This window comes from Candidatus Accumulibacter vicinus (genome assembly GCF_000584955.1).
GTDB lineage: Bacteria > Pseudomonadota > Gammaproteobacteria > Burkholderiales > Rhodocyclaceae > Accumulibacter > Accumulibacter vicinus.
Window position 1 is genome coordinate 1 of the sequence record NZ_JDSS02000002.1, and the last position, 19,148, is coordinate 19,148.

A 19,148-nucleotide genomic window follows, 5' to 3' on the forward strand; every position below is an offset into this window, starting at 1 on the left:
GGCAACGCCAAAGCGTGAAGTGCGGCGGAGAACAAATTTACCGTGCAGCCGCCTTCAGGCAAATTGCCTTCTGCATCGATTGCTAGCAGTGATGCGCCAGCGCCAGAGGCGACCGCTTCCGCCATTCGTTGGGTGTGTCCATAACCCGAGTGATATACGACCGTGATCCGTGTCATCTTTGATCTCCTGTAGTGATTTGGTAGGTATTGATTGGGAATGTTCACGCTTTGAGGTCAAAGACCAAGACTTCTGCGTCTTTACCGTTCGTGATTTCAATGCGACTTTCCGCGCTGATCAGGGCGGCGTCGCCACCCGACAAGTGCTGGCCGTTGACCTCGACTGCACCACGCACCACGTGGACATAGGCCTTGCGCTCGGAGTTGATGTTCAGGGTGGCGGATTCCGTGCCGTTGAACAGGCCGGCGAACAAATACGCATCGGCATTAATCGTGACTGAATCTCCTGCTCCATCGGGCGACGCCACCAGGCACAACTCACCTCGCTTTTGTTCTGCCGGAACATGCCGTTGCTCGTAACTCGGCGCAATGCCGGTCACGTTGGGCATAATCCAGATCTGCAATAAATGCGTGGTCTCGCCCTCGGCGTGGTTGAACTCGCTGTGCGTCACGCCGGTGCCGGCACTCATGCGCTGCACGTCGCCGGGTGGAATACCCTTGATATTGCCCATGCTGTCCTGATGCGCGAGATTTCCCGACAGAACGTAACTGATGATTTCCATGTCGCGGTGGCTGTGCTTGCCAAAGCCGGTGCCGGGGGCCACCCGGTCCTCGTTGATGACCCGCAAGTTGCCCCAGCCCATGTGCGCCGGGTCGTGATAACCGGCAAATGAAAACGAATGGTAGCTCTCGAGCCAGCCATGGTTTGCGTAACCGCGATCCTGAGACTTACGAACTGTGAGCATGTGACCCTCCTTGTTGATGAGGTGCATTGTGCGTTTTTCAGGATGCTTGCAGGTGCTGCCAATTTGATGGCATCATTCAAAATAATTGAATGAATTACGCCCTGATGCCGACTGCCCGCGATGTGTTAACACCCGATGCCCTGGCCATGCTTGAGACCATTGCAAAGGCCGGCAGCTTTGCTGCGGCTGCCCGTGCAAGTCATATGGTGCCGAGCGCACTGACGTATCGCGTGCGGCAGATCGAAGACGCGCTGGATGTCCTGCTGTTTGATCGCAGCTCGCGGCAGGCCCGCTTGACTGAAGCTGGGCAGGAACTACTGCGCGAGGGTGCGCGACTGTTGGCCGATATCGATGCCGTGGCCAACCGCATCAAGCGGGTGGCGACCGGTTGGGAGCCACAGTTCACGATTGCGGTGGATAGCATCATCGTTCGTGCGACGGTGATGGAGCTTTGCCAGTCATTTTTTGCGTTGAAACCGCCGACCAGTCTCAAGCTGCGCAGCGAGACGCTGTCTGGCACGCTCGAAGCGCTTGCATCGGGCCAGGCCGATCTGGCGCTGGGCGTGGCCGTACAGGCCGGTAGCCGGGCTGACCTACAGCGGGAGTCGCTCGGTTCGGTTCGTTTTGTCTTCGCCGTATCGCCTCACCACCCGCTCGCACAGGCGCCTGAACCCTTGACCGATGAGACTATCCGCCCGTATCGCGCGGTGGCGCTTGCCGACTCGACACAACGCGGCGGCGGCCTGACGATCAGACTATTGCCCGGGCAAGAGGTGATGACCGTTCCGGACGTGCCAGCGAAGCTTGACGCGCAGCTTAGAGGGCTGGGGGTTGGCTTCCTGCCGACATGCCTGGCACAGCCCTACATTGATACCGGACGCTTGGTGGTCAAACAAATCGAACAGGGGGAACACCAGCTGCAGTTTTGTTACGCGTGGCGCAAGAGCGGAAGGGGTGGCCAAGGGCGGGCACTGCGATGGTGGCTTGAGCAATTGCAAAGCCCGGTGACGCGGGCTACGCTATTGGCAGAGAGGCGCTCTTGAGCTTCATTCAGTTCAGTAGTAGTCCACAGGAATTCCCGACATGAAGAATGTTTTCCGCGACAACCCGACCATCGCTTTCGGTCTCGGTTTGCCGCTTTTGCTGGTCGTGCTGTTCCTGGTGATTTCCGGCATTCCGACCCTGCTGGTCGCACCGGCGCAGCATGACGTGCTGTACGCCACCAATTACAGCTATTACAACAACACCCAGAACACGCTTCAGATTGCCGTCGTCGACGACCGGGTCCAGGTCAATTACATTGGCAGCAATCAGCCCTACCAGAATCCGCGACTCTGGCGCTTCAATCCTAGAACCGGCGCGGTGAAGGAAATCGCCCTGCTCCTCCCGCCGGGTCTCGCGCCGAATACCGGGAGCACCGTCGAAGCGCCGAAGATTCCCACGGTGACGCCGATCGAGGTGCCTGATCTCGCAGGAGTGAAAGTTGATTCGTCGAGTCTGGCACCCGATGGCTACGCATTTAGCGCCGGCCCCGACGGCCATTCGGGGCGCATCTTTACCGACCTGTTCTATTCCTCCCGCTACCGTTCGCAGGCCGAGCTGGTAAAAAGCGGGCGCAGCATCCGCCTGCCCAATACCGACGGCGCCTACTACGGCAACACGGTTCGCTTCATCGGCTGGGTGGTTTCGCCATGAGCGCTCGGACTGAGACGCCACCATGTCGCTCGACGACAGGAGCATAGTTTGATGATGAGCTGGCTGATACTGCTGCTGGTGCTGCTGTTCGTCATCGGCGGTGGTTGGTGGGGCTGGCCGCTGGTCGCCGCCCTGTTCGGCGTCAGGCACGTCACCGACAAACCCGGTGCACTCGGCAAAATCACCGAACTGATGCGAACCTATGACATCACGCCGGATGAAGTGGCCGTGGCCTATCGCGACCCGTCACTGATGCAGGCGGCGCCCGCCCGGCGTAGTGGCGGCGAAATCGCCAAGACGCTGTTCACCTATCTCGGTGCGATCTTCATTCTTGCCGGCATCAGCACCTACATCGGCATGTTCTGGAATCGGATGGGCAGTGTGATGCGCGTCCTGGTCACGCTGGGCGTTGGCTACACGCTGCTGATCGTGCTGATCTCGGCGCTGCACGAGAAAAAGTTTCCGAAACTGATCCTGCCGCTCGCCTTGGCCTCCGTGATCATGCTGACCAGCGGTTGGTTCGTCTTCATCCATGAGGTCTTTCCACGCGGCGACAACTGGCGCCTGGCGGCGCTCAGCGTTTTCGGACTGATGGCGCTGCATCAGGGTGTGCTGTTCCGCCAATATGCACAGACCGTACTGGCCTTTACCGCCCTGCTGTTCGTATACGCCTTCCTGCAAGTCGGTCTCGACATGCTCGATGTCTCACCGGGTTTGAGCGCCATCATTCTTGGCGGCTCGCTGTTTCTGGTGGCGACCGAACTGGAGAAATCCCCCCATCGCAGCCTGTCCGAGTTCGCCTTCCTGATCGCCCTGTGCTGGCTCAACGCCGGCATCTTCGATCGGGTGGCCATCGCATCGACCCCCAACTGGGCCGTGTTTCTCACCGGCATGTCGATCATGTCAGCCGCCTACGGTCTGGAAAAAGGCGGACGACAGAACCGTCTGGCCGGGCTGGGCACGCTGATCGGTTCGGCCATGGCCTACACCGGCCTTTTCGATCTGGTGTACAAGACCGTTGTCGAACCGGCTTTCTTTGCCGTCACGGCCTCGATGCTTTACGCCTGCGTCCTGCTGCAAAGCCGCGCCCTGCTGCTAACGACGGTGATCGCCATGCTGAGCTACATCGGCTATTTCACCACCCAGCATTTCGTCGATTCACTGGGCTGGCCGATCTCGCTGGTCCTGATGGGTGTTGCCTTTATGGGCGTCAGCGCGCTGGCCATGCGGGTGAAGCGACAGATGTAAAGCTGCGAAGAGCGGGGTTCTTTGCGGGCGACTCAATGCCGCTCTCCTCCCTCTCCACGACTGTGAGTGCGCGCTGGAAATTGGCGCAGGCGTCATCTGAATACAATTACAGATGCCTCATAGTGAGAGGGCGAACAGTGCATGGGGAGGACGTGTATGACAAAATCAAGGTAACTACTCAGGTCAAAATGTTATGCAAAAACAATTGGTTAGAAACAGGCGAACAATGGCATAAACTTGCAACCATTTGATTCTAAAGCAATCCCATTCGTCATTATGCTATTTAAATATTCGCAACGTGTTGATTTTTAACGAGATGTAGTACCTGAGTAGTTACAAATCAAGTATCATTTCGCGGCATCACAACAAAGGTCGGGAGCCTAGGGAATGGAGGAAGAATTTCTGTTGAAATTTCTTGAGATTGGAGCTATCGACCTCAAAGGTGATGACACCAAGCTCGAAAAGCTTCGGTCCACGGCCAAAGACCTGTCGGCCACTCTTCGAAAGGCGCCCTCGAGGACTGCCTGTTTCACGATGGTGGCGGCTGACCCCAATGTTGCAGCCACAGACCCAACCGTAGAGGAGGCGATGGCCTCTCTCCGCAAACAATGGGAGACTGTTGCAAACGCCTTTGCCGGGCGTCCCGTTGGCATTTTGCGGGCCATCCTGCTGGACGCGATAGTGCAGGCGGCTCGTTCGGACGATGCGATTGCTGTCGCCTTCGTCAACACGGCGCGCAATGCATTGGCCCACACCGAAACGTCTGACGAAGCTGATATTTGGCGCGAAGCAGTTAGCGAAATTGAGACGAAGGTCGATGCGCGCGCCGAGGCAGAGTGGGCAACGCCGGACATGATTACGGTCGATCCGTTGCAGTACACGCCGCCAACCCCAGTGTCTACGGACTATGAGGCACCTACTGTCAATCAGAGTGAGCTTAAGGCGAAAATTCATTCCGCCGCGGGGCCTTGGGGGCCTAACAACCCGAATCCCCATCAGCCCAATGCCAATTCCCAGCAGTGGGCGCAAGACTTTGCAAACAGGATGAGCATCGCCATCGCAGAGGAGTTGGACGGGATGGCCGAGAAGCTTGCGCCAGCTCCCGTCGATCTCTCGGGCCCGCTGTCTACGCTGGCGCAGGCGGTCACCGCTCACGTTGACAAGGCGTTAGCGAGCTTCAGCGGCGCGACGGCAGGTCTGCAACGCCGCACGAACCTGCTTTGGTGGAAGGAAGCGCTGTATTCCCCGAGCGCTCATGCGAGCTACCTTGACCTGCCGCCGTTCGAGGCCTCCGCTTTGATGGCGCTCGACCTACACGAACAGGTACCAACCTATTCACCAGCGAGCGTGTCGGCCTTCCTGCGGGAGGCCATTCGCTGTCTTCCGGTTGAAAAAGGTGATCAAGGCAATGACAGGCGCGACGTCGCTAACCTTTTGAACGACGCCAGGACTACCGCATTCATGCAGCCTTTCCGCGCGCTGGCTGCTCAGTACGCGCCTGAACCAGTTGGCCGAGGCCCGCTGCTGTCGTTGATTGGGCACCCGCGGGATTCAGGTGCAATCGAAGCGACAACTCTGCGTACCCTCGGTGGCTTGGACGCTTCCACCAAGATGACCCCATCCGAGTGGGGAACATACCTATTCCGTGAGCTCCAGACCGCACGCGCCACCAGCGACAGCCCAACCAAGCGGGCTAAGAAGTAAGACGCCCATGAACCGGTGCCCCCACCCCAACTGTTTCGCTGACGACAACACCACCTGCACGCTGGGTCACATCCGGCTCGATATGTGCCCCGAGTGGAAGCGTGTTAGTAAAGGCGAAGTAGCCGCTTCGGCTGACTCCGACCAGATGCTGCTGCCATGGAGCGGCTTGGCGATGGGAGAGTCTGACCTCAACTTCGTCAGCGGTAAGGTCAAGCCCATCACTGTCGGGATCGTCGGCCCGGAAAGCGCAGGTAAGACGACCATTCTCGGTGCGTTCTATCTGCTGCTGGGTCGAGGTGCTCTGACTACTGACGCCAATTTATTCAGCAACTCTTACACGCTGGCAGGTTGGGAGGCGGTGGCGACCTATCTGCGCTGGAAGCCGGGGCAGCCCCCAAGCTTTCCGCCCCACACGCCCAGCGGAGCGGCTCGAGCCCCCGGCATGCTTCACCTTGGCTTTCGCCGTGAGGACGGGTCGCTGCGCGACCTTCTTTTTGCCGATGCACCCGGAGAGTGGTTTCAGAAATGGGCGATCAACGAGCAGGCAGCCGACGCGGAAGGGGCCCGTTGGATTGCTCGGCACGCAGACGTCACGCTACTGATTGCTGACCGTCAGGCACTTGGTGGGCCCAAGATGGGGGCCGCTCGAAACGACTTTCAGCTGCTTGCTCAGCGTGCAGTGACCCAGGCCCGCGGACGGCGCCTGGCACTCGTCTGGACGAAGGGGGACGTAGACGTGGCGCCAGCCATGGAGGCCCAGATCAGAAAAGCGGTGGCGTCGGACTCATCTAGCGTCCAGGAGTTCACAGTCAGCGTATCTCCTCGTGGCGAGGTCGACGCTGCAGAAGGCTTCCGCGAGCTATTTGGCTGGGTTCTTGGCACCAAGCGCGCGGGGGTGGATTTGCCCACGACAAAAGCGTGTGGTCACGACCCGCTTTTTCGATTTGGTAGGAAATAGTTGATGGCTGCTCAACACACCATCTTGTTGGTCGGCGAGTCGAACGTCGGAAAGACTCACTATGGGGCCCAGTTTTTGAAGCGGCTCATGGTCAAGGCGTGCGCACTCAAGATGTCCAGCGCTCCAACGAACCTGGAGGCGTTCAATACAGCGCTCAGTTGCCTGACTGAGGGAAAATCGACCGACCACACACCGGCCAACACCTACGTCGAGAGCGTCTGGCCCATTACGGACGAGGCAGGCCGCTACGCCGAACTGGTTTGGCCGGACTACGGCGGCGAACAGGTTCGTAACCTTGTCACGCAACGCCGGATCCCGGCCGCCTGGCGCGATCGCGTCCTTGAAGCCACGGATTGGGTCTTGCTCATCAGACTGCATTCACTTCGGTCCGAAGATGACTTGTTCTCGCGCCCGCTGCAGTCATTCGCTGCCGCTGAGCCCCAGGGAGAGGAGGCGGCATACGAGCCGTCAGATCAAGCAAGGACAGTGGAACTCCTTCAAATGCTGCTCTACTTGGCGCAGTTCCACTTGGACCGACCGCTTCGCAAGCCTCGCTTGACCATCTTACTGAGCTGCTGGGATGAGCTTGAAACGACGGCGCCGCCGGCTGGCCTCTTGGCGTCTCGACTGCCGATGTTGTGGTCGTTCGTGCGCAGTAATTGGACGTCGCCTACTGTCATTGGCCTGTCGGCCCTCGAACGCGCGCTCAGCAAGACGAATGCGGATCAGGAATACGCAACCCGCGGCCCCGAAGAGTTCGGCTACGTGGTGCTACCCTCCGGTGTGAAGGACAACGACATTACCCTGCCGATCCAACTCTTGATGGCCGACGGGACCTGAGCGAATGCGAGTCGAGCAGGCCATCTATGGCGAGATCCCAGGCCGCGGTCACGGACTCAGAACATCGAGTCCGAATGCGCTCATAGCCGCTGCCATCGCATCAAAGCTCGACTTGCCAGATTCAGTGCCCCCAGGCGTCCAAGCTTGGTCGCCGTTCGTTCGCGGCTTTCCTATCGACGGCCACTACGTTCTCGCTCGCACGTTCCTGGATTCGAGCGCGTCGCGTGGCGGCATGGTGCTGACTCACGCGCTAATCGTCAGCTTGGACGATATGTGCGAGGTTGGGAGCCTAGCCGCGCTGTTTGGGTGGCTGGCACCCTCGGTCACAGACTGCCCCGGTTCAGTGGCAACGCTTGAGCTTGACACTGCCGGCAGCAGCCACGCGCCGGCCGCTGACCTGATCGGTACGGCCAACGCATTAACAACCCAAGGACTCGTTCCAGTTGTCCGACTGGGTGTCGAGAGATTCGAGCACCTCGTCGATTCACTATGGAGGAACCTCTGGCCGGCCTTAAGACGAACCTTCGCGTTCCGGCTGAGCTTCGGGCCGAACGACGTGGTAGACCAACCCACGCCGGTGCTCGTATGCACGCCCGAGCAGCTCCAAGCTCGCTGGACGAAGCACCGCATAGTCAAGCCAGACGATCAAACCCCGGAATCTGAATCCGCAGGAATTCTCTGCGGCCAGCGTGACGTGCAGCCAATCCTGGCTCTCGCTGATGACCTAGGCCTTGAAGTTCGTACGCTGAAGGAACTGATCAGGCTTGAACGGCTGCACACCCTCCTCTCTGGCGGGGAAAGCTTCGATGATTTGCTGGCTGCCATACGCTTGGCGGACAGCCTCTCAAATCAGCCGACGCACGCTGCAAACGCCAAGGATAAGCTCATCGGTCGGTTCACGGCCTTGATTCCAGGCGCGGGATGCAAGCAGTTGCTGCCAATGAGGAATCTGGCGCTCTCCGGTTTTGCCAACACGCGGTCGCTGTGGTTGGCCGTTGAACTTCTCGTCAGCGACCTCGGATTTTCGCCAGCGGACGACAGCGACTTAATGGAGATGGTCGCGGCGTCGGTTAATGAAGATCTCGCATTGCCGCCGTGGCGCGCTGCGGTGACGGCCGGCTTATTGTCTGCCGCTCGTCGAGACAGACCTGACGTTTCCCAAGCAATCTGGAGATGGGCCGAGCGTAGCCATGTCGCGTTCACCGCGGCCGTAGGCACCCTACCGGCTGAACCGGCAGTTGAGCAGCGGTTGGCAGGGGAAGTGCCCAGAAAGCTTCACGTTACCACTCCGGCCACCCTGCTCTCGCCGCTGCTGAAGAAGCGCTGGCTGATCGCGTACGGCGCCGTACTGGCGTCAACGCTGCCCCCCCTTGATGCCATAGGTCAGCAGCTCAAGGTTGACAAAGACCCAGAGCACAGCGCCGGTTTGCGGTCAGCCCTTCGGTATGCTAGCCCTGCACAAACGTTGGAATGCGCACTAGCGCACAAGGACTTGCGCTTGGTCGGATTGTGCGCAGACCTAGCCGCTGCCCACCCTGAGATCCTGTCTAACATCCGCTGCGACGACATCACCGAGCAAAAGGTGTGGGGCGCCGCGATTGGCAAGGATTCTTCCCTGTGGAACGCACCCAGCAATGCCATCGCTGTGCGCGATACCGTTGTGGCTCAACTCGCCGGAAGACTGCCCGTCGACGCTGGCTTACTTGAGGCGCTGGCACAGACACCCTTGGCTGACCTCAGCGCCACCTCGGAGCGGGCGGGGTTGTGGTCGCTTCTGCCCGCTTCGCAGCGTGACCATTACCTGCAGGCGACCGCAACCGGCTGGCTGGAACTTGCTGCGAAAGGCACGGTGGTGACTCCTCCTGAAGTCCCACTTGAACGCGCAATCATCGCGAGTTCGAACTTGCAGTCTGTGCTCGAAAGGTCATCGGTGACGGTTGATGCCCGTCTAGCAATCGTCAGTGCTCTGCCGTCGTTCATCGAAGAGGTGTTCATCACATGGCTGAACAACCTTTTGAGGAGCGTTCGCAATCTTTCTCATACGGATTCCGAGCGGCTGGGTACGCTTGTGGCATCCCGACGTTGGGACCGCGCGGCCAAATATCTTTCGGACCGGCTTGCCGACCATCGTGCAGATCTCATGCCGGGGCTACGGCTGTGCGCAGACTTGCTCAACTTTCATACGCGTTGGATGCTTGGAATCTCGAAACCAACCGTAGCCGACAAGTGGGACGCATTCGAGAAAGAGGCTTGTCAACTCTATCCAAGTGGCCCGGACAGCCTCGAGCTCTGGTCACGCGCCGGAGGCAATAATTCCGACCTACCGGGACGCTCTCAAAACGGGGCGACACGTTGGCACACTGCATTACATTCAATCCGTTACGGCGCCCGTCCGACTACGCGTGAGCTCCTTGCAGTGATGTGCCAGGACTTCCCTGGGAACGAGAAGCTGCGCCTGTATACCAGCGATACGGACATCGTCGGCCGGCGTTAGCATTTCTACATACCCACCGTTGAAACATGAACCCAACTGGATACCCGCAAGGCCACGCCCTTCTTATCGGCGTGGCGAACTATCAGCAAATCTCTAGCCTACCTACGGCGATCCTGAACGACGTCAACGACGTCGCCGCGACGCTCGCATCTCCGACGTACTGTGCCTATGCCCCCGCCAACGTCGTCACTCTCTTGGACGCAAACGCTACTCGGGCAGCTGTGTTGAAGGGTCTAGAAGAACTGGCTGCTCGGACGGGCCCTGATGACACGGCCTGCGTGTTCTTCTCCGGCCACGGTGGTGTCGTCGGCAGCCCAGGTAATGAGGACAGCGTGCTGGTGACCGTGGATAGCGACCTCGCTGACATTGAGAACACGTCGATTAGCTCGGATGAGTTAGCGGCGGCATTTGCGCAGATCAAGACGAAGCGACTGCTGGTCTTTGTCGACGCCTGTCATGCTGGGGGTGCTGCAATCTCGAAGAGTTTGACCGATGGCAAAGGTCACGAGCTCAAGTCTGGCTATACCCAAAACACTTTCGCGAAGTTGGCAGTCGGGAGCGGACGCGCTCTGATGGCATCGTGTCGTGCTGACGAAGTGTCGGCCGTGTTTGTCGGCGCGAGGAACAGCGTTTTCACGACTGCACTGCTGGCAGGTTTGCGCGGAGCTGCCGACAGGAGCGCCAGCGGCTTCATCAAAATATTTGACCTTTTCAACTACATCTCAGAAGAAGTACCTAAGCTGATCCCAAACGGCCAGCACCCAATTTTTAAGGCAGACAACCTTGAAGTGAACTTCGCTGTCGCGCTGAGCCAAGGCGGGAGGAAGTCGCCGTACAATCCCGAGACCATGCCCGCAGCGCAAGAGGAGGACCCCTGGTCGGTGTTAGAGCAGGTCTTGATCGAGCTCTACCCATTCGGACCTCGGGACCAAGAAGTATGGAGCCGCGCCGGTGGTGATCTGTCCCGTCTCCAGTTTCATCCCACTGGTCAGGCTGCTTGGCATGCAGCACTTCGCACGCTGAAACAGGGCGGCGGAGGCAGGAGTATCAACTTCGGCAGCTTGCTTAGGACAGCGAAGGAAGACTTTTCGAACCATCCGCAGTTGGCGATGCTGCGGGCGCCTTGAGCGCGACCGTTTTAGCATACTCTCCCTGACGCGAAAGGATCTGGCGGCAGCCAAAGCTCAAGATGAAAAGTACTGCTCTAGTCCTTGTCAGGCTCACAGAAAACAGCCGACATTTTATGCTCCCCAGGTTCGTCGTCGGCTTTCGGCAGCCGCTGACATTCGTAGAGAAACGTCGAACGTCTCAGATCAGCCTATTCCTGCCATTCGACTGGGCCAAAGCGGTCGTTCGCGTTTCGCAAGGAGCCAATGTCCGGTTTCGTATGCACACCAGACTTGATCTGTTGAAACGCGAGTGTCGCCTTTGGCCGAGAAGCCGACCGTCGACACGGTTGGCATGAAGGTCGTTTCCTGGCCGGTTCCCGACCGAGGTGGTGTTCCTCAAGTGGATATGCTAATCTCTAATATATTGATTATAAAATACTATATGAGGCTGATATCCACGTCTGGACCACTACCCCGACCGACACCATCCTACACCTGCTGACTGCTTTCCGGAGCATACCGCTCGGTCATGAGCGGAAATTGACATCCCCCCTGCCGACTGACCGGTTATGGTTGATTGCTCAGGGTCAGCGTCGGCTTTGGAGAAGAATCTCCGCCGTCGGCTCCTGGCCGAAAGTTGCCATCCAGCCATTTTGGCCCACCGTCGACCTGGCTGGCGCGCCGTATTTACCATGACATTTTCCAACCACGGATTGCACGGAACGGGCTATCCGCACTCTGATCCAGCCAACCGTGGATTGCACAAGACCCAGGACCATCACGTTGGTTTGCGATGGGCCAACGTGCATGCCTTCCGCGCCGCACTCAAAACCCGCTGGTGCGTTGGTGATACCATCAAGAACCCGCACCCCGCGTTTCGCAACTGGAAGATGCCCTCCATACCGCCAGCACGCTGGAAACCCAGCGCCTCACCTATATTCTCTCGACCATCGTCTTGTTGCTAGGGTGCTTCGATGAAAGACCGCTATGCTCGCGAAGTCATCAACGGATTCCCGTATCCCGTGGCGGCCATGTTCGTCAAATTGCGTACCGACGAATGTCTGGACCCCGGGCCGAACCGGCTGCGCTATCTGTTGAGCACCGGCGAAGCCATCACGCGTTTCCTTGGAGTCGTGAACCTGTGCCAGGCGCGGGACTTTGCCGAAACGGCCAGGCGCGTTCCGCCGCACGCGCTGCGCGCGGATTTCAAGCCGCGCTTCGAGCGCATCGCCTGGGGAACCTGGCTGCACCTGGCTCGGGAAAGTCTGCGCTGGCTGCTGACGGAACCACAGGCAACGGTTCTGATCCCTGAAATGGGACGCTTCTTTTTCGATCCCCCATCGACCGACAGCCGAGCGCTGAAGGCGCTCGGCGAACTGCTCACCTTGCGCAACGGACTCAGCCACGACAAGATCAAGGTCATGCACGCCCATGAATTTCAGGACCTGTGCGGCCGCGCCCAGGAACTCCTGGAAAGCGTGCTGGAAGCGCTGGAGTTTCTGCTGGATTATGAATTGACCTTCATCAGCGAAATCGACGTCGAGAAACGCCGCCGCCACGAGCCTGTCTTCCGCCACCGCCTGATGAGGCTGATTGGCAATTCGGGCGATTTCGAAGGCGACCGCCACAACCAGGCCCTCCCCCTCGATTCTCATGCGGTGATCCTCAGTCATCCGGAAAGCGGCCGCCATCTCAACCTGGACCCGCTGCTGGTGTATGAAGCGAAGGCCGGCAAGGCGCCCGACATTTTCTTCTACAACGGGATGAAGAACCCCGAGCAGGCCGATTACACGGCCTGCAAGCATGGCGGAAATTTTCGGGGCAGCGAGTCCGAAAGGGCCGCCAATCTGGCGGAAGAACTGACCGTCCTGTTGCAGATGTTTGGCGACACCGCAGCCATCCCACCGATGCTGGACTGAGGAGTCGCCATGGATGACCATGAGAGCCTGGATACCCTGTTTGCCGGAGTGGGTTCGGCAACGGACCAGCACCGTTCCCCCTTCAAGTTTCTCGATGCCTACGGCGTCGGGGACCGCAGCCTCTTTTTCGGGCGCGACAACGAAATCCGCGATTTGTATGCCCGCTTCTATCGCAGCCGGGTACTGCTGGTGTATGGAGAGTCGGGGACCGGCAAGACCTCGCTGATCGAATGCGGCCTGCGCAGTGAAATCCCCGCCGAAGAGGCGCTGTTCGTCACGGTGCGCACCGCACAGGATCCGTTCGAGGCCGTGCGGCGGGCCTTGCAGCGGGTGTTGGGGAACGCACCGGAACAGGAACTCGACGCCCTGCTGCGCGCGGTCATCGAGCAAAAGAACAAGATCCTGGTCCTGGTATTCGATCAGTTCGAGGAATTCTTCCTGTTCCAGCCCGCCAGTGTGCGCCAGGCCTTCGCCCGTATGGTGCAGGGCTGGCTGGAACAGGAAGGGAACTGCCGCCTGGTGATCGGCCTGCGCGAAGAATATCTGGCGCGGGCGAGCGAACTGGAACCTTACTGGCCAGGCCTGTTCCACAATCGCTTATGGATTCGCCACCTGGCCAGAAGCGACGCCGAAGCCGCGATCGTCGGGCCTTGTGAGGTCTGCGGCGTGGCCCTTGAAAAGGGCCTGGTGCCGCACATCCTCAGCGACCTGAGCGGCGGCGGCAGCGAGGTGGAATTGCCGATTTTCCAGGTGGTTTTCGATTCGCTCTATCGCAAGGCGCTGCTCGAAACCCCGGAACATCCCCGCCTGACGCTCGACGCTTACCGGGAATTGGGCCAGATTCAGACCATCCTGGGCCGCTTTCTCGAAGAGCGTGTCCAGAGTTATGGGGAAGGCAGCGAGCTTGCCCGCCAGATTCTCAAAGTCCTGGTGACCGCCGAGGGAACCCGCCAGTTCGGGAACCGCCAGAATATCGCCATCCGGGCCCGGCAGTTCGGCCCGGAACTGAGCGATGCCCAGGTCGACGAGTCCTTGCAACGCCTGATCGGCGACCGTCTGGTCCGCGAAGACCCGGACCAGCACTGGTACGAACTGCGTCACGACGCCCTCGCCCGGCAGATCCGCCAGTGGATGAGCGGTCTGGAACAGGAACTGGTGGACCTGCGCCAGACCCTGGAAAACCGGCTGCTCGAATACCAGCGACATGGGCGGCTGCTGGAAACCGATCTGCTGGCCACCCTCCCCCCGTTTGAAAACCGCCTGGCCCTGCGTGGCGAACTGGCCGAACTGGTGGAACTCAGCAAGCGCCGGGCACGGCAACACAAACGCCTGCGTTTCCTGGCGGCCGCCACCGTGTTCACCGTCGTCATGGCCTTCGGCGTGTTCAGTTTCGTCCAGTGGCAGGAAGCGAAACGCCAGAAGACCCAGGCCGAGGCCAACTTCAGACGGGCCAGCGAAGCCGTGGACCACTTCTTCACCCAGGTCAGCGAATCGACCCTGCTCAACCAGCGTGGATCGGAGCCCCTGCGCCGGCAGCTCCTGGAAAAGGCGCTGAATTTCTACCAGGACCTCGCCAACCAGCGAGCGGAAGATCCGCAGATGCGGGCGGAACTGGCGGCGGCCACTTTCCGGACGGCAAAAATCCGGAACCTGTTGGGCGACCATCGCCAGGCCGAAGCCGCTTATCGCCAGGCCATCGCCGACTTTGCGGTGCTGGCCCGCGACCATCCCGAGGTACCGGAGCATCAGAGCTATCTGGCGAGGAGCTACAACAACCTCGGTCTCCTGCTCGGCGACGGCGGTGATGCCGCGGCGGCACGGACAGCCTACCAGCATGCCCTGGACCTGCTGGAACGGCTGGCACGAGACCATCCCGAGGTGCCGGCGTACCAGAGCAGACGGGCGTTGAGCGAGCACAACCTGGGCATTCTGCTCAGCGACGGTGGCGATGCGGCAGGCGCGCGCGCGGCCTACCAGAATGCCCTGGACCTGCAGGAACGGCTGGTGCAGAACCATCCCGGCGTGCCGGAGTATCAGAACAACCTGGCGATGAGCTACAGCAGTCTCGGTGTCCTGCTCAGCGACGGCGGCGATGCGGCGGCGGCGCGGGGGGCCTACCAGAAAGCCCTGGATCTGCGGGAACGACTGGCGCGAGACCATCCCGAGGTGGTCGAATACCGGCACAAGCTGGCGATGAGCTACAACAACCTGGGCCTCCTGCTCAACGAAGGCAGCGATACGAAGGCGGCGCGCGCGGCCTACCAGAAAGCCCTGGACCTGCAGGAAGGGCTGACGCGAGACCATCCCGAAGTGCCGGAATATCGGAGCTACCTAGCGGAGAGCTACAACAATCTCGGCATCCTGCTCGGCGGCCGCGGCGGTGACCCGGCCGAAGCGCGGGTGCTGATCCTGAAAGCCGCCGAGATCTTTGCCCGCCTGAGCCGCGAATTTCCCCAGCAGGTGGCTTACCGGGCAGGCTGGGCCAGAGCGGAAGGAAATCTCGCCTGGACCGAACTGATTGCCCGGCAGCCACGGGAAGCCATTGCCAGTGCCAGTCGCGGCCTGGAGGCCGACCCGCAGCAGCTCTGGATACGGATCAATCTTGCGCATGGCTATCTGTTCGACAACCACACAGCGCAGGCGCTGGCCCTCTATACGGAAAACAAGGACAGGACGCTGCCCGAAGGCAAGACCTTCGCCGAAGCCGTCCTGGCGGACTTCAAGGCATTTCGGGCCAGGGGACTCCAGCATCGGGAGATGGCCAGGATCGAACGACTGCTGCGGGAGACCGGTGCGGGAAATCCGTGACCACGGTCATGACAGGAAATTCGGGCCGAATCTATAGAAGCTGGTCGGCGCACAACGCCCGGGCAGCGCGTTCGCGGCGGGGAAAAGGCATTCGTTCCATCAGGTAGCACAGACAGTCCTGGCGAACGACCCGCTCATCGAGGGTCAGCATCGCCGGCATGGCCGCGCGCCGCAAGCGGATCGTCCCCCTGCGGCAATCAAAGAATTCCGCCGTCACGTCGCGGCCGCCCTCGTCGCGAACCTCGACTGGCAGGGGCAGGCGCGTTCGCCCGAAGACCGTGCCGGGATCGAGTTGCCGGAAGTTCATGTGGTCGAGCTGGGGATCGAAATCAATGTCGGCTTGCGCCTTGCCAAAGCCGAACGATGCCGTGCTCGGCACCCGCACTGTCGCGACCGTATGGTAGAGATCGATGTCGTGCTCGTGCACGTCGTGTGACGGGAACTGAGCAAGATGCAGGCAGGCTTCGACGAAACGGGCAGCGTGTGCCTCGTTGGCCGCGATTCCGGGCTTGCCGCACTCGATCGTCAGGGCCGGACAAAGGGGCGAAAACGCCATCGTCTGTGTCCCTGCCAGGCCGCGGAAGCAGACGACGGTGCGGGAAAACAGCAAGGCCAGGTGCAGGACCGTCTGGTCGACCTGATTGACCACGCAGTAATGCGGATTGAGACCGGTGTTGTTGTGAATGTCGATGCTGGCGAACAGGCCGCGCGCCTGCATCAGGCGATGCACCTCGCTCATCGTCGCGTGCTCGGGCGAATCCGTGTGGGCAATCGCTCCGGGCCAGACGCGATTGTAGTCGGGTTGCTGGTCGAGCCGGCGCATTCCCACCCGCGCTGCCGTGACGTTGCCGATCAGAATCGACAGTGCTCGTGGCAGCCGCCGTCCGGCGTAGGCGCGCAGAACACTCTGCAGCGCGACGACACCACTGTCTTCGTTGCCATGCAGCAGCACCGAGACGAACAGCGGCGTCGAGCGGCGTCCAGACAGATGGATCAATGTCGGTCCGGGCAGGATGCGATGCAGTTCGCAGGCAGGAGTGTCAAGAAAACGTTCGGGCAGGGTGTCGAGGATGGTCAGCATGAAGTACTCATATCGGCCACTCATGCACGGGCAGCAGGTGGCGCTGGTGGTTGAGAGAATCGGCGGTCAGCCGGAAAAGTGGTGATTCGGGCGGAAGGTCCTGTCTTGCAAGCATTCGTACGGCGCCGTAATAAAAGGCCGCATTGGCGATCATGTCGATGATGCTGGGCCCGGCGGGCATCACCCGTTGTTCAACGCGCAAGTGCGGCAACCCCTTGTCGTCAAAGCCGATGAGCAGGCGATTCCAGCGCCAGATGGTGCCGTTGTGCAGCCGCAGGTGAGCATACGCTTCGACCGGGCCCGGGAGGTCGACCGGCAGCAGCACCGCATAATTCGCCAGATTCTCGGCGAAACATGCCGTCGGGTCGGCACCGAGGTAGCCCGAACCGAAAGTCACCCGCCTATGCTGCGGATGTCCGGGGTCACAGCAATCGACGGCCTGCTCGAAGAGCGGCACACGCGTTTCGTGCCAGAGGGCGCGCTCGAACAGGAACGGCGAATTGGCGGACAGCGCCAGCAGCGGCGCAGCAAGCATCAGCGATGCGTTGTAGGTACGCGCCGCCTCGCTGGCCGGCGTCTGCAGGTGCACCTGAAAAGAGGTGGTCGCCGCCTCGAGCATCACGTCGGCGTGCGTCGTGGACAGGTTTTCGATGCCGGCAATATCGAGCGTCAGCGGCCGGCCGTCGCGGAGCAGCAGAATCTGCTCGTTGAGCATCGCGTAACGCCGGTAGGGCGACATGCTGGCCAGCGACAGATCGGCCTCGCGGAGGGTCGGCAGCGTGCCAATGGCGATCAGGGCCGCATCTTCCAGCGCTGCGACGCGCAGGCATTCCTGCCAGGTGGCAACGAGTTCGTTCTCCAGCAGCGACAGTGCCGGGCCGTCCAGTGGCTGTGGGGTACCGTTGAGTTCGACGTTGAAGCGCGACAACTCGGGTACCACCAGCGGGTTGGCCATGCGTGCCAGGAATGAGACATTGCGTGGCACCGGAAAGAGGTTCTCGTCGATCAGCCAGGCTTCGAGTTCAAAACCTGCCACCAGATCGGTGTTGGCGAAGTCGCCGCGTGCGTAGGCATCCTGGGCGTGCCGCGTTTCCAGCGCCAGTCGCTGGCTGAAACGTGCAAAGTCGTCAGCGGTGAAACCGTTGTTGCCAATCTCCTGACCCATCGGCGATGCCCCTCCCAATCCAGTGCGCGATTACCGCCGCCAGCGGAGAAGCCGCGCGTCACGCCATTTGAGAACCTCGGCCAACAGCGCGCGGCCGAGGTTTCCACCCGGAAGGGATCGCGACCCGGCGCCCCGCCAGTCGCGACTTCTCCTGCAAGGCGGTTGCGACCGCCGCCGCCCTTACCCCTCGGCAGCATTGTGGGTGCACTTGAGTGCGGCCTGAGCGACTCACCCACCATCCCTCTTCCTCAGGCGGGAAAAGGGGGGCTGGGGGTGAGCGTGGAAATTCTCCGGACATTATAGGCGATGATTCCCTGCAGCAGGCGCACCTGGTCAGCATCCTGCCGAACTCACGAGCATCAGGAAATCGGCTCGCAAAACGCCAGGCAACAGGTCGTGCTGGCCGAATTCAGCGGTCCAGCCCCCTGCCCTGCTCGGCTGGTAGAATGACGGTCATGAGAGTCCAGGGCAAACCAACGCGAACGATCACCCCCGTACCCCAGGCCGGTGCCATCGACATCATCGACCAGACGGCACTGCCGCAGGCCTGCCGGGTGTTGAGACTGGACAGCCTGGAGGCGGTGGTGGAGGCGATCTGCAGCATGCAGGTACGCGGCGCACCGCTGATCGGGGTCACCGCCGCTTATGGGGTCGCGCTGGCGCTCACCTCTCGTGCCGATGACGCCACCCTGCTCGCCGCGATCAGGAGGCTCGGGGCGACGCGGCCGACGGCGGTCAATCTGCACTGGGCGCTGGCGCGCCTGCAAGCCTGCCTGATGCCGCTGCCGCCGCCACTGCGCGCCGAGGCGGCGTGGCTCGAAGCGGGCAGGATCGCCGAGGAGGATGTGCAGCAATGCCGCCGCATCGGCGAGCACGGCCTGCAATGGCTGCGCGCACAGGTCGGCGAGCGCGGGCGCATCGAGATCATGACCCACTGCAACGCCGGCTGGCTGGCGACCGTCGACCACGGGACGGCGCTGGCACCGGTCTATGCCGCGTTCGACCAGGGAATCGACCTCCATGTCTGGGTTTCCGAGACGCGCCCGCGCAACCAGGGCCTGCTGACCGCCTGGGAACTTCACGAGCACGGCGTACCCCATACGCTGTTCGCCGACAACGCTGCCGGCCTGCTGCTGGCACGCGGCAGCATCGACGCGGTGATCGTCGGCGCCGACCGCATCGCCGCCAACGGCGATGTCGCCAAC

Annotated in this window: 14 protein-coding genes and 1 pseudogene; 11 read left to right on the forward strand and 4 right to left on the reverse strand. The window is 60.9% G+C overall.

Features of this window, described 5'->3' with window-relative positions; all coding sequences use genetic code 11:
- Both CAPSK01_RS21225 and CAPSK01_RS00045 read right to left on the reverse strand, forming a co-directional pair.
- Window positions 1–176, reverse strand: a pseudogene (locus CAPSK01_RS21225) (NADPH-dependent FMN reductase); the annotation flags it as partial.
- A 44-nt stretch (window positions 177–220) separates the two neighbouring features.
- On the reverse strand, window positions 221–922 hold the full coding sequence (locus CAPSK01_RS00045) for a pirin family protein (RefSeq protein WP_034920786.1): 702 nt from the start codon (window positions 920–922) through the stop codon (window positions 221–223).
- Window positions 923–1,011: 89 nt separating this feature from the next.
- Here CAPSK01_RS00045 and CAPSK01_RS00050 point away from each other — a divergent pair, with 89 nt between their 5' ends.
- The 10 genes from CAPSK01_RS00050 to CAPSK01_RS00095 all read left to right on the forward strand — a co-directional run bounded on the left by CAPSK01_RS00050 (window position 1,012) and on the right by CAPSK01_RS00095 (window position 15,697).
- Entirely contained in the window at window positions 1,012–1,965 is a 954-nt protein-coding gene (locus CAPSK01_RS00050; RefSeq protein WP_273702776.1) for a LysR substrate-binding domain-containing protein, read from the forward strand.
- Between the two features lie 40 nt (window positions 1,966–2,005).
- Window positions 2,006–2,617: a hypothetical protein gene (locus tag CAPSK01_RS00055; protein WP_034920764.1), complete on the forward strand. Its 612-nt coding sequence runs from the start codon at window positions 2,006–2,008 to the stop codon at window positions 2,615–2,617.
- 51 nt (window positions 2,618–2,668) lie between these two features.
- On the forward strand, window positions 2,669–3,865 hold the full coding sequence (locus CAPSK01_RS00060) for a hypothetical protein (RefSeq protein WP_273702777.1): 1,197 nt from the start codon (window positions 2,669–2,671) through the stop codon (window positions 3,863–3,865).
- 387 nt (window positions 3,866–4,252) lie between these two features.
- On the forward strand, window positions 4,253–5,569 hold the full coding sequence (locus CAPSK01_RS00065; protein ID WP_034920766.1) for a GTPase-associated system all-helical protein GASH: 1,317 nt from the start codon (window positions 4,253–4,255) through the stop codon (window positions 5,567–5,569).
- A gap of 7 nt (window positions 5,570–5,576) precedes the next feature.
- Entirely contained in the window at window positions 5,577–6,527 is a 951-nt protein-coding gene (locus CAPSK01_RS00070; protein ID WP_034920768.1) for a hypothetical protein, read from the forward strand.
- A gap of 3 nt (window positions 6,528–6,530) precedes the next feature.
- Window positions 6,531–7,367 carry a hypothetical protein gene (locus CAPSK01_RS00075; RefSeq protein WP_034920770.1) on the forward strand — a complete coding sequence of 279 codons (837 nt, stop codon included), beginning with the start codon at window positions 6,531–6,533 and terminating at the stop codon, window positions 7,365–7,367.
- A 4-nt stretch (window positions 7,368–7,371) separates the two neighbouring features.
- The gene (locus CAPSK01_RS00080) at window positions 7,372–9,861 is read left to right on the forward strand and encodes an effector-associated domain EAD1-containing protein (protein ID WP_034920772.1); all 2,490 of its coding nucleotides are present in this window, start codon (window positions 7,372–7,374) and stop codon (window positions 9,859–9,861) included.
- Between the two features lie 26 nt (window positions 9,862–9,887).
- Window positions 9,888–10,988, forward strand: a complete 1,101-nt coding sequence (locus CAPSK01_RS00085) for a caspase family protein (protein ID WP_034920774.1) — start codon at window positions 9,888–9,890, stop codon at window positions 10,986–10,988.
- A 956-nt stretch (window positions 10,989–11,944) separates the two neighbouring features.
- A complete protein-coding gene (locus CAPSK01_RS00090) occupies window positions 11,945–12,889 on the forward strand; it encodes a hypothetical protein (RefSeq protein ID WP_034920775.1) in 945 nt (314 codons plus the stop codon).
- 9 nt (window positions 12,890–12,898) lie between these two features.
- Window positions 12,899–15,697, forward strand: coding sequence for an ATP-binding protein (locus CAPSK01_RS00095; protein ID WP_034920777.1), 2,799 nt, complete (start codon window positions 12,899–12,901; stop codon window positions 15,695–15,697).
- A gap of 31 nt (window positions 15,698–15,728) precedes the next feature.
- Here the strand turns inward: CAPSK01_RS00095 and CAPSK01_RS00100 are convergent, their stop codons facing one another.
- Both CAPSK01_RS00100 and CAPSK01_RS00105 read right to left on the reverse strand, forming a co-directional pair.
- A complete protein-coding gene (locus CAPSK01_RS00100; RefSeq protein ID WP_034920779.1) occupies window positions 15,729–16,778 on the reverse strand; it encodes a M14 family metallopeptidase in 1,050 nt (349 codons plus the stop codon).
- A gap of 7 nt (window positions 16,779–16,785) precedes the next feature.
- A complete protein-coding gene (locus tag CAPSK01_RS00105) occupies window positions 16,786–17,943 on the reverse strand; it encodes a glutamate-cysteine ligase family protein (protein WP_273702778.1) in 1,158 nt (385 codons plus the stop codon).
- A 455-nt stretch (window positions 17,944–18,398) separates the two neighbouring features.
- Between CAPSK01_RS00105 and CAPSK01_RS00110 the strand changes: the two genes are divergently transcribed.
- Window positions 18,399–19,148, forward strand: a 750-nt coding sequence (locus CAPSK01_RS00110; RefSeq protein ID WP_034920793.1) for a s-methyl-5-thioribose-1-phosphate isomerase, incomplete at its 3' end; no start/stop codon positions are given.

Bases quoted from the DNA above. Each gene is read 5' to 3' on its own strand.
- CAPSK01_RS00045 (WP_034920786.1), bottom strand. From the start codon at position 922: ATGCTCACAGTTCGTAAGTCTCAGGATCGCGGTTACGCAAACCATGGC.
- CAPSK01_RS00050 (WP_273702776.1), top strand. From the start codon at position 1,012: ATGAATTACGCCCTGATGCCGACTGCCCGCGATGTGTTAACACCCGAT.
- CAPSK01_RS00055 (WP_034920764.1), top strand. From the start codon at position 2,006: ATGAAGAATGTTTTCCGCGACAACCCGACCATCGCTTTCGGTCTCGGT.
- CAPSK01_RS00060 (WP_273702777.1), top strand. From the start codon at position 2,669: ATGATGAGCTGGCTGATACTGCTGCTGGTGCTGCTGTTCGTCATCGGC.
- CAPSK01_RS00065 (WP_034920766.1), top strand. From the start codon at position 4,253: ATGGAGGAAGAATTTCTGTTGAAATTTCTTGAGATTGGAGCTATCGAC.
- CAPSK01_RS00070 (WP_034920768.1), top strand. From the start codon at position 5,577: ATGAACCGGTGCCCCCACCCCAACTGTTTCGCTGACGACAACACCACC.
- CAPSK01_RS00075 (WP_034920770.1), top strand. From the start codon at position 6,531: ATGGCTGCTCAACACACCATCTTGTTGGTCGGCGAGTCGAACGTCGGA.
- CAPSK01_RS00080 (WP_034920772.1), top strand. From the start codon at position 7,372: ATGCGAGTCGAGCAGGCCATCTATGGCGAGATCCCAGGCCGCGGTCAC.
- CAPSK01_RS00085 (WP_034920774.1), top strand. From the start codon at position 9,888: ATGAACCCAACTGGATACCCGCAAGGCCACGCCCTTCTTATCGGCGTG.
- CAPSK01_RS00090 (WP_034920775.1), top strand. From the start codon at position 11,945: ATGAAAGACCGCTATGCTCGCGAAGTCATCAACGGATTCCCGTATCCC.
- CAPSK01_RS00095 (WP_034920777.1), top strand. From the start codon at position 12,899: ATGGATGACCATGAGAGCCTGGATACCCTGTTTGCCGGAGTGGGTTCG.
- CAPSK01_RS00100 (WP_034920779.1), bottom strand. From the start codon at position 16,778: ATGCTGACCATCCTCGACACCCTGCCCGAACGTTTTCTTGACACTCCT.
- CAPSK01_RS00105 (WP_273702778.1), bottom strand. From the start codon at position 17,943: ATGGGTCAGGAGATTGGCAACAACGGTTTCACCGCTGACGACTTTGCA.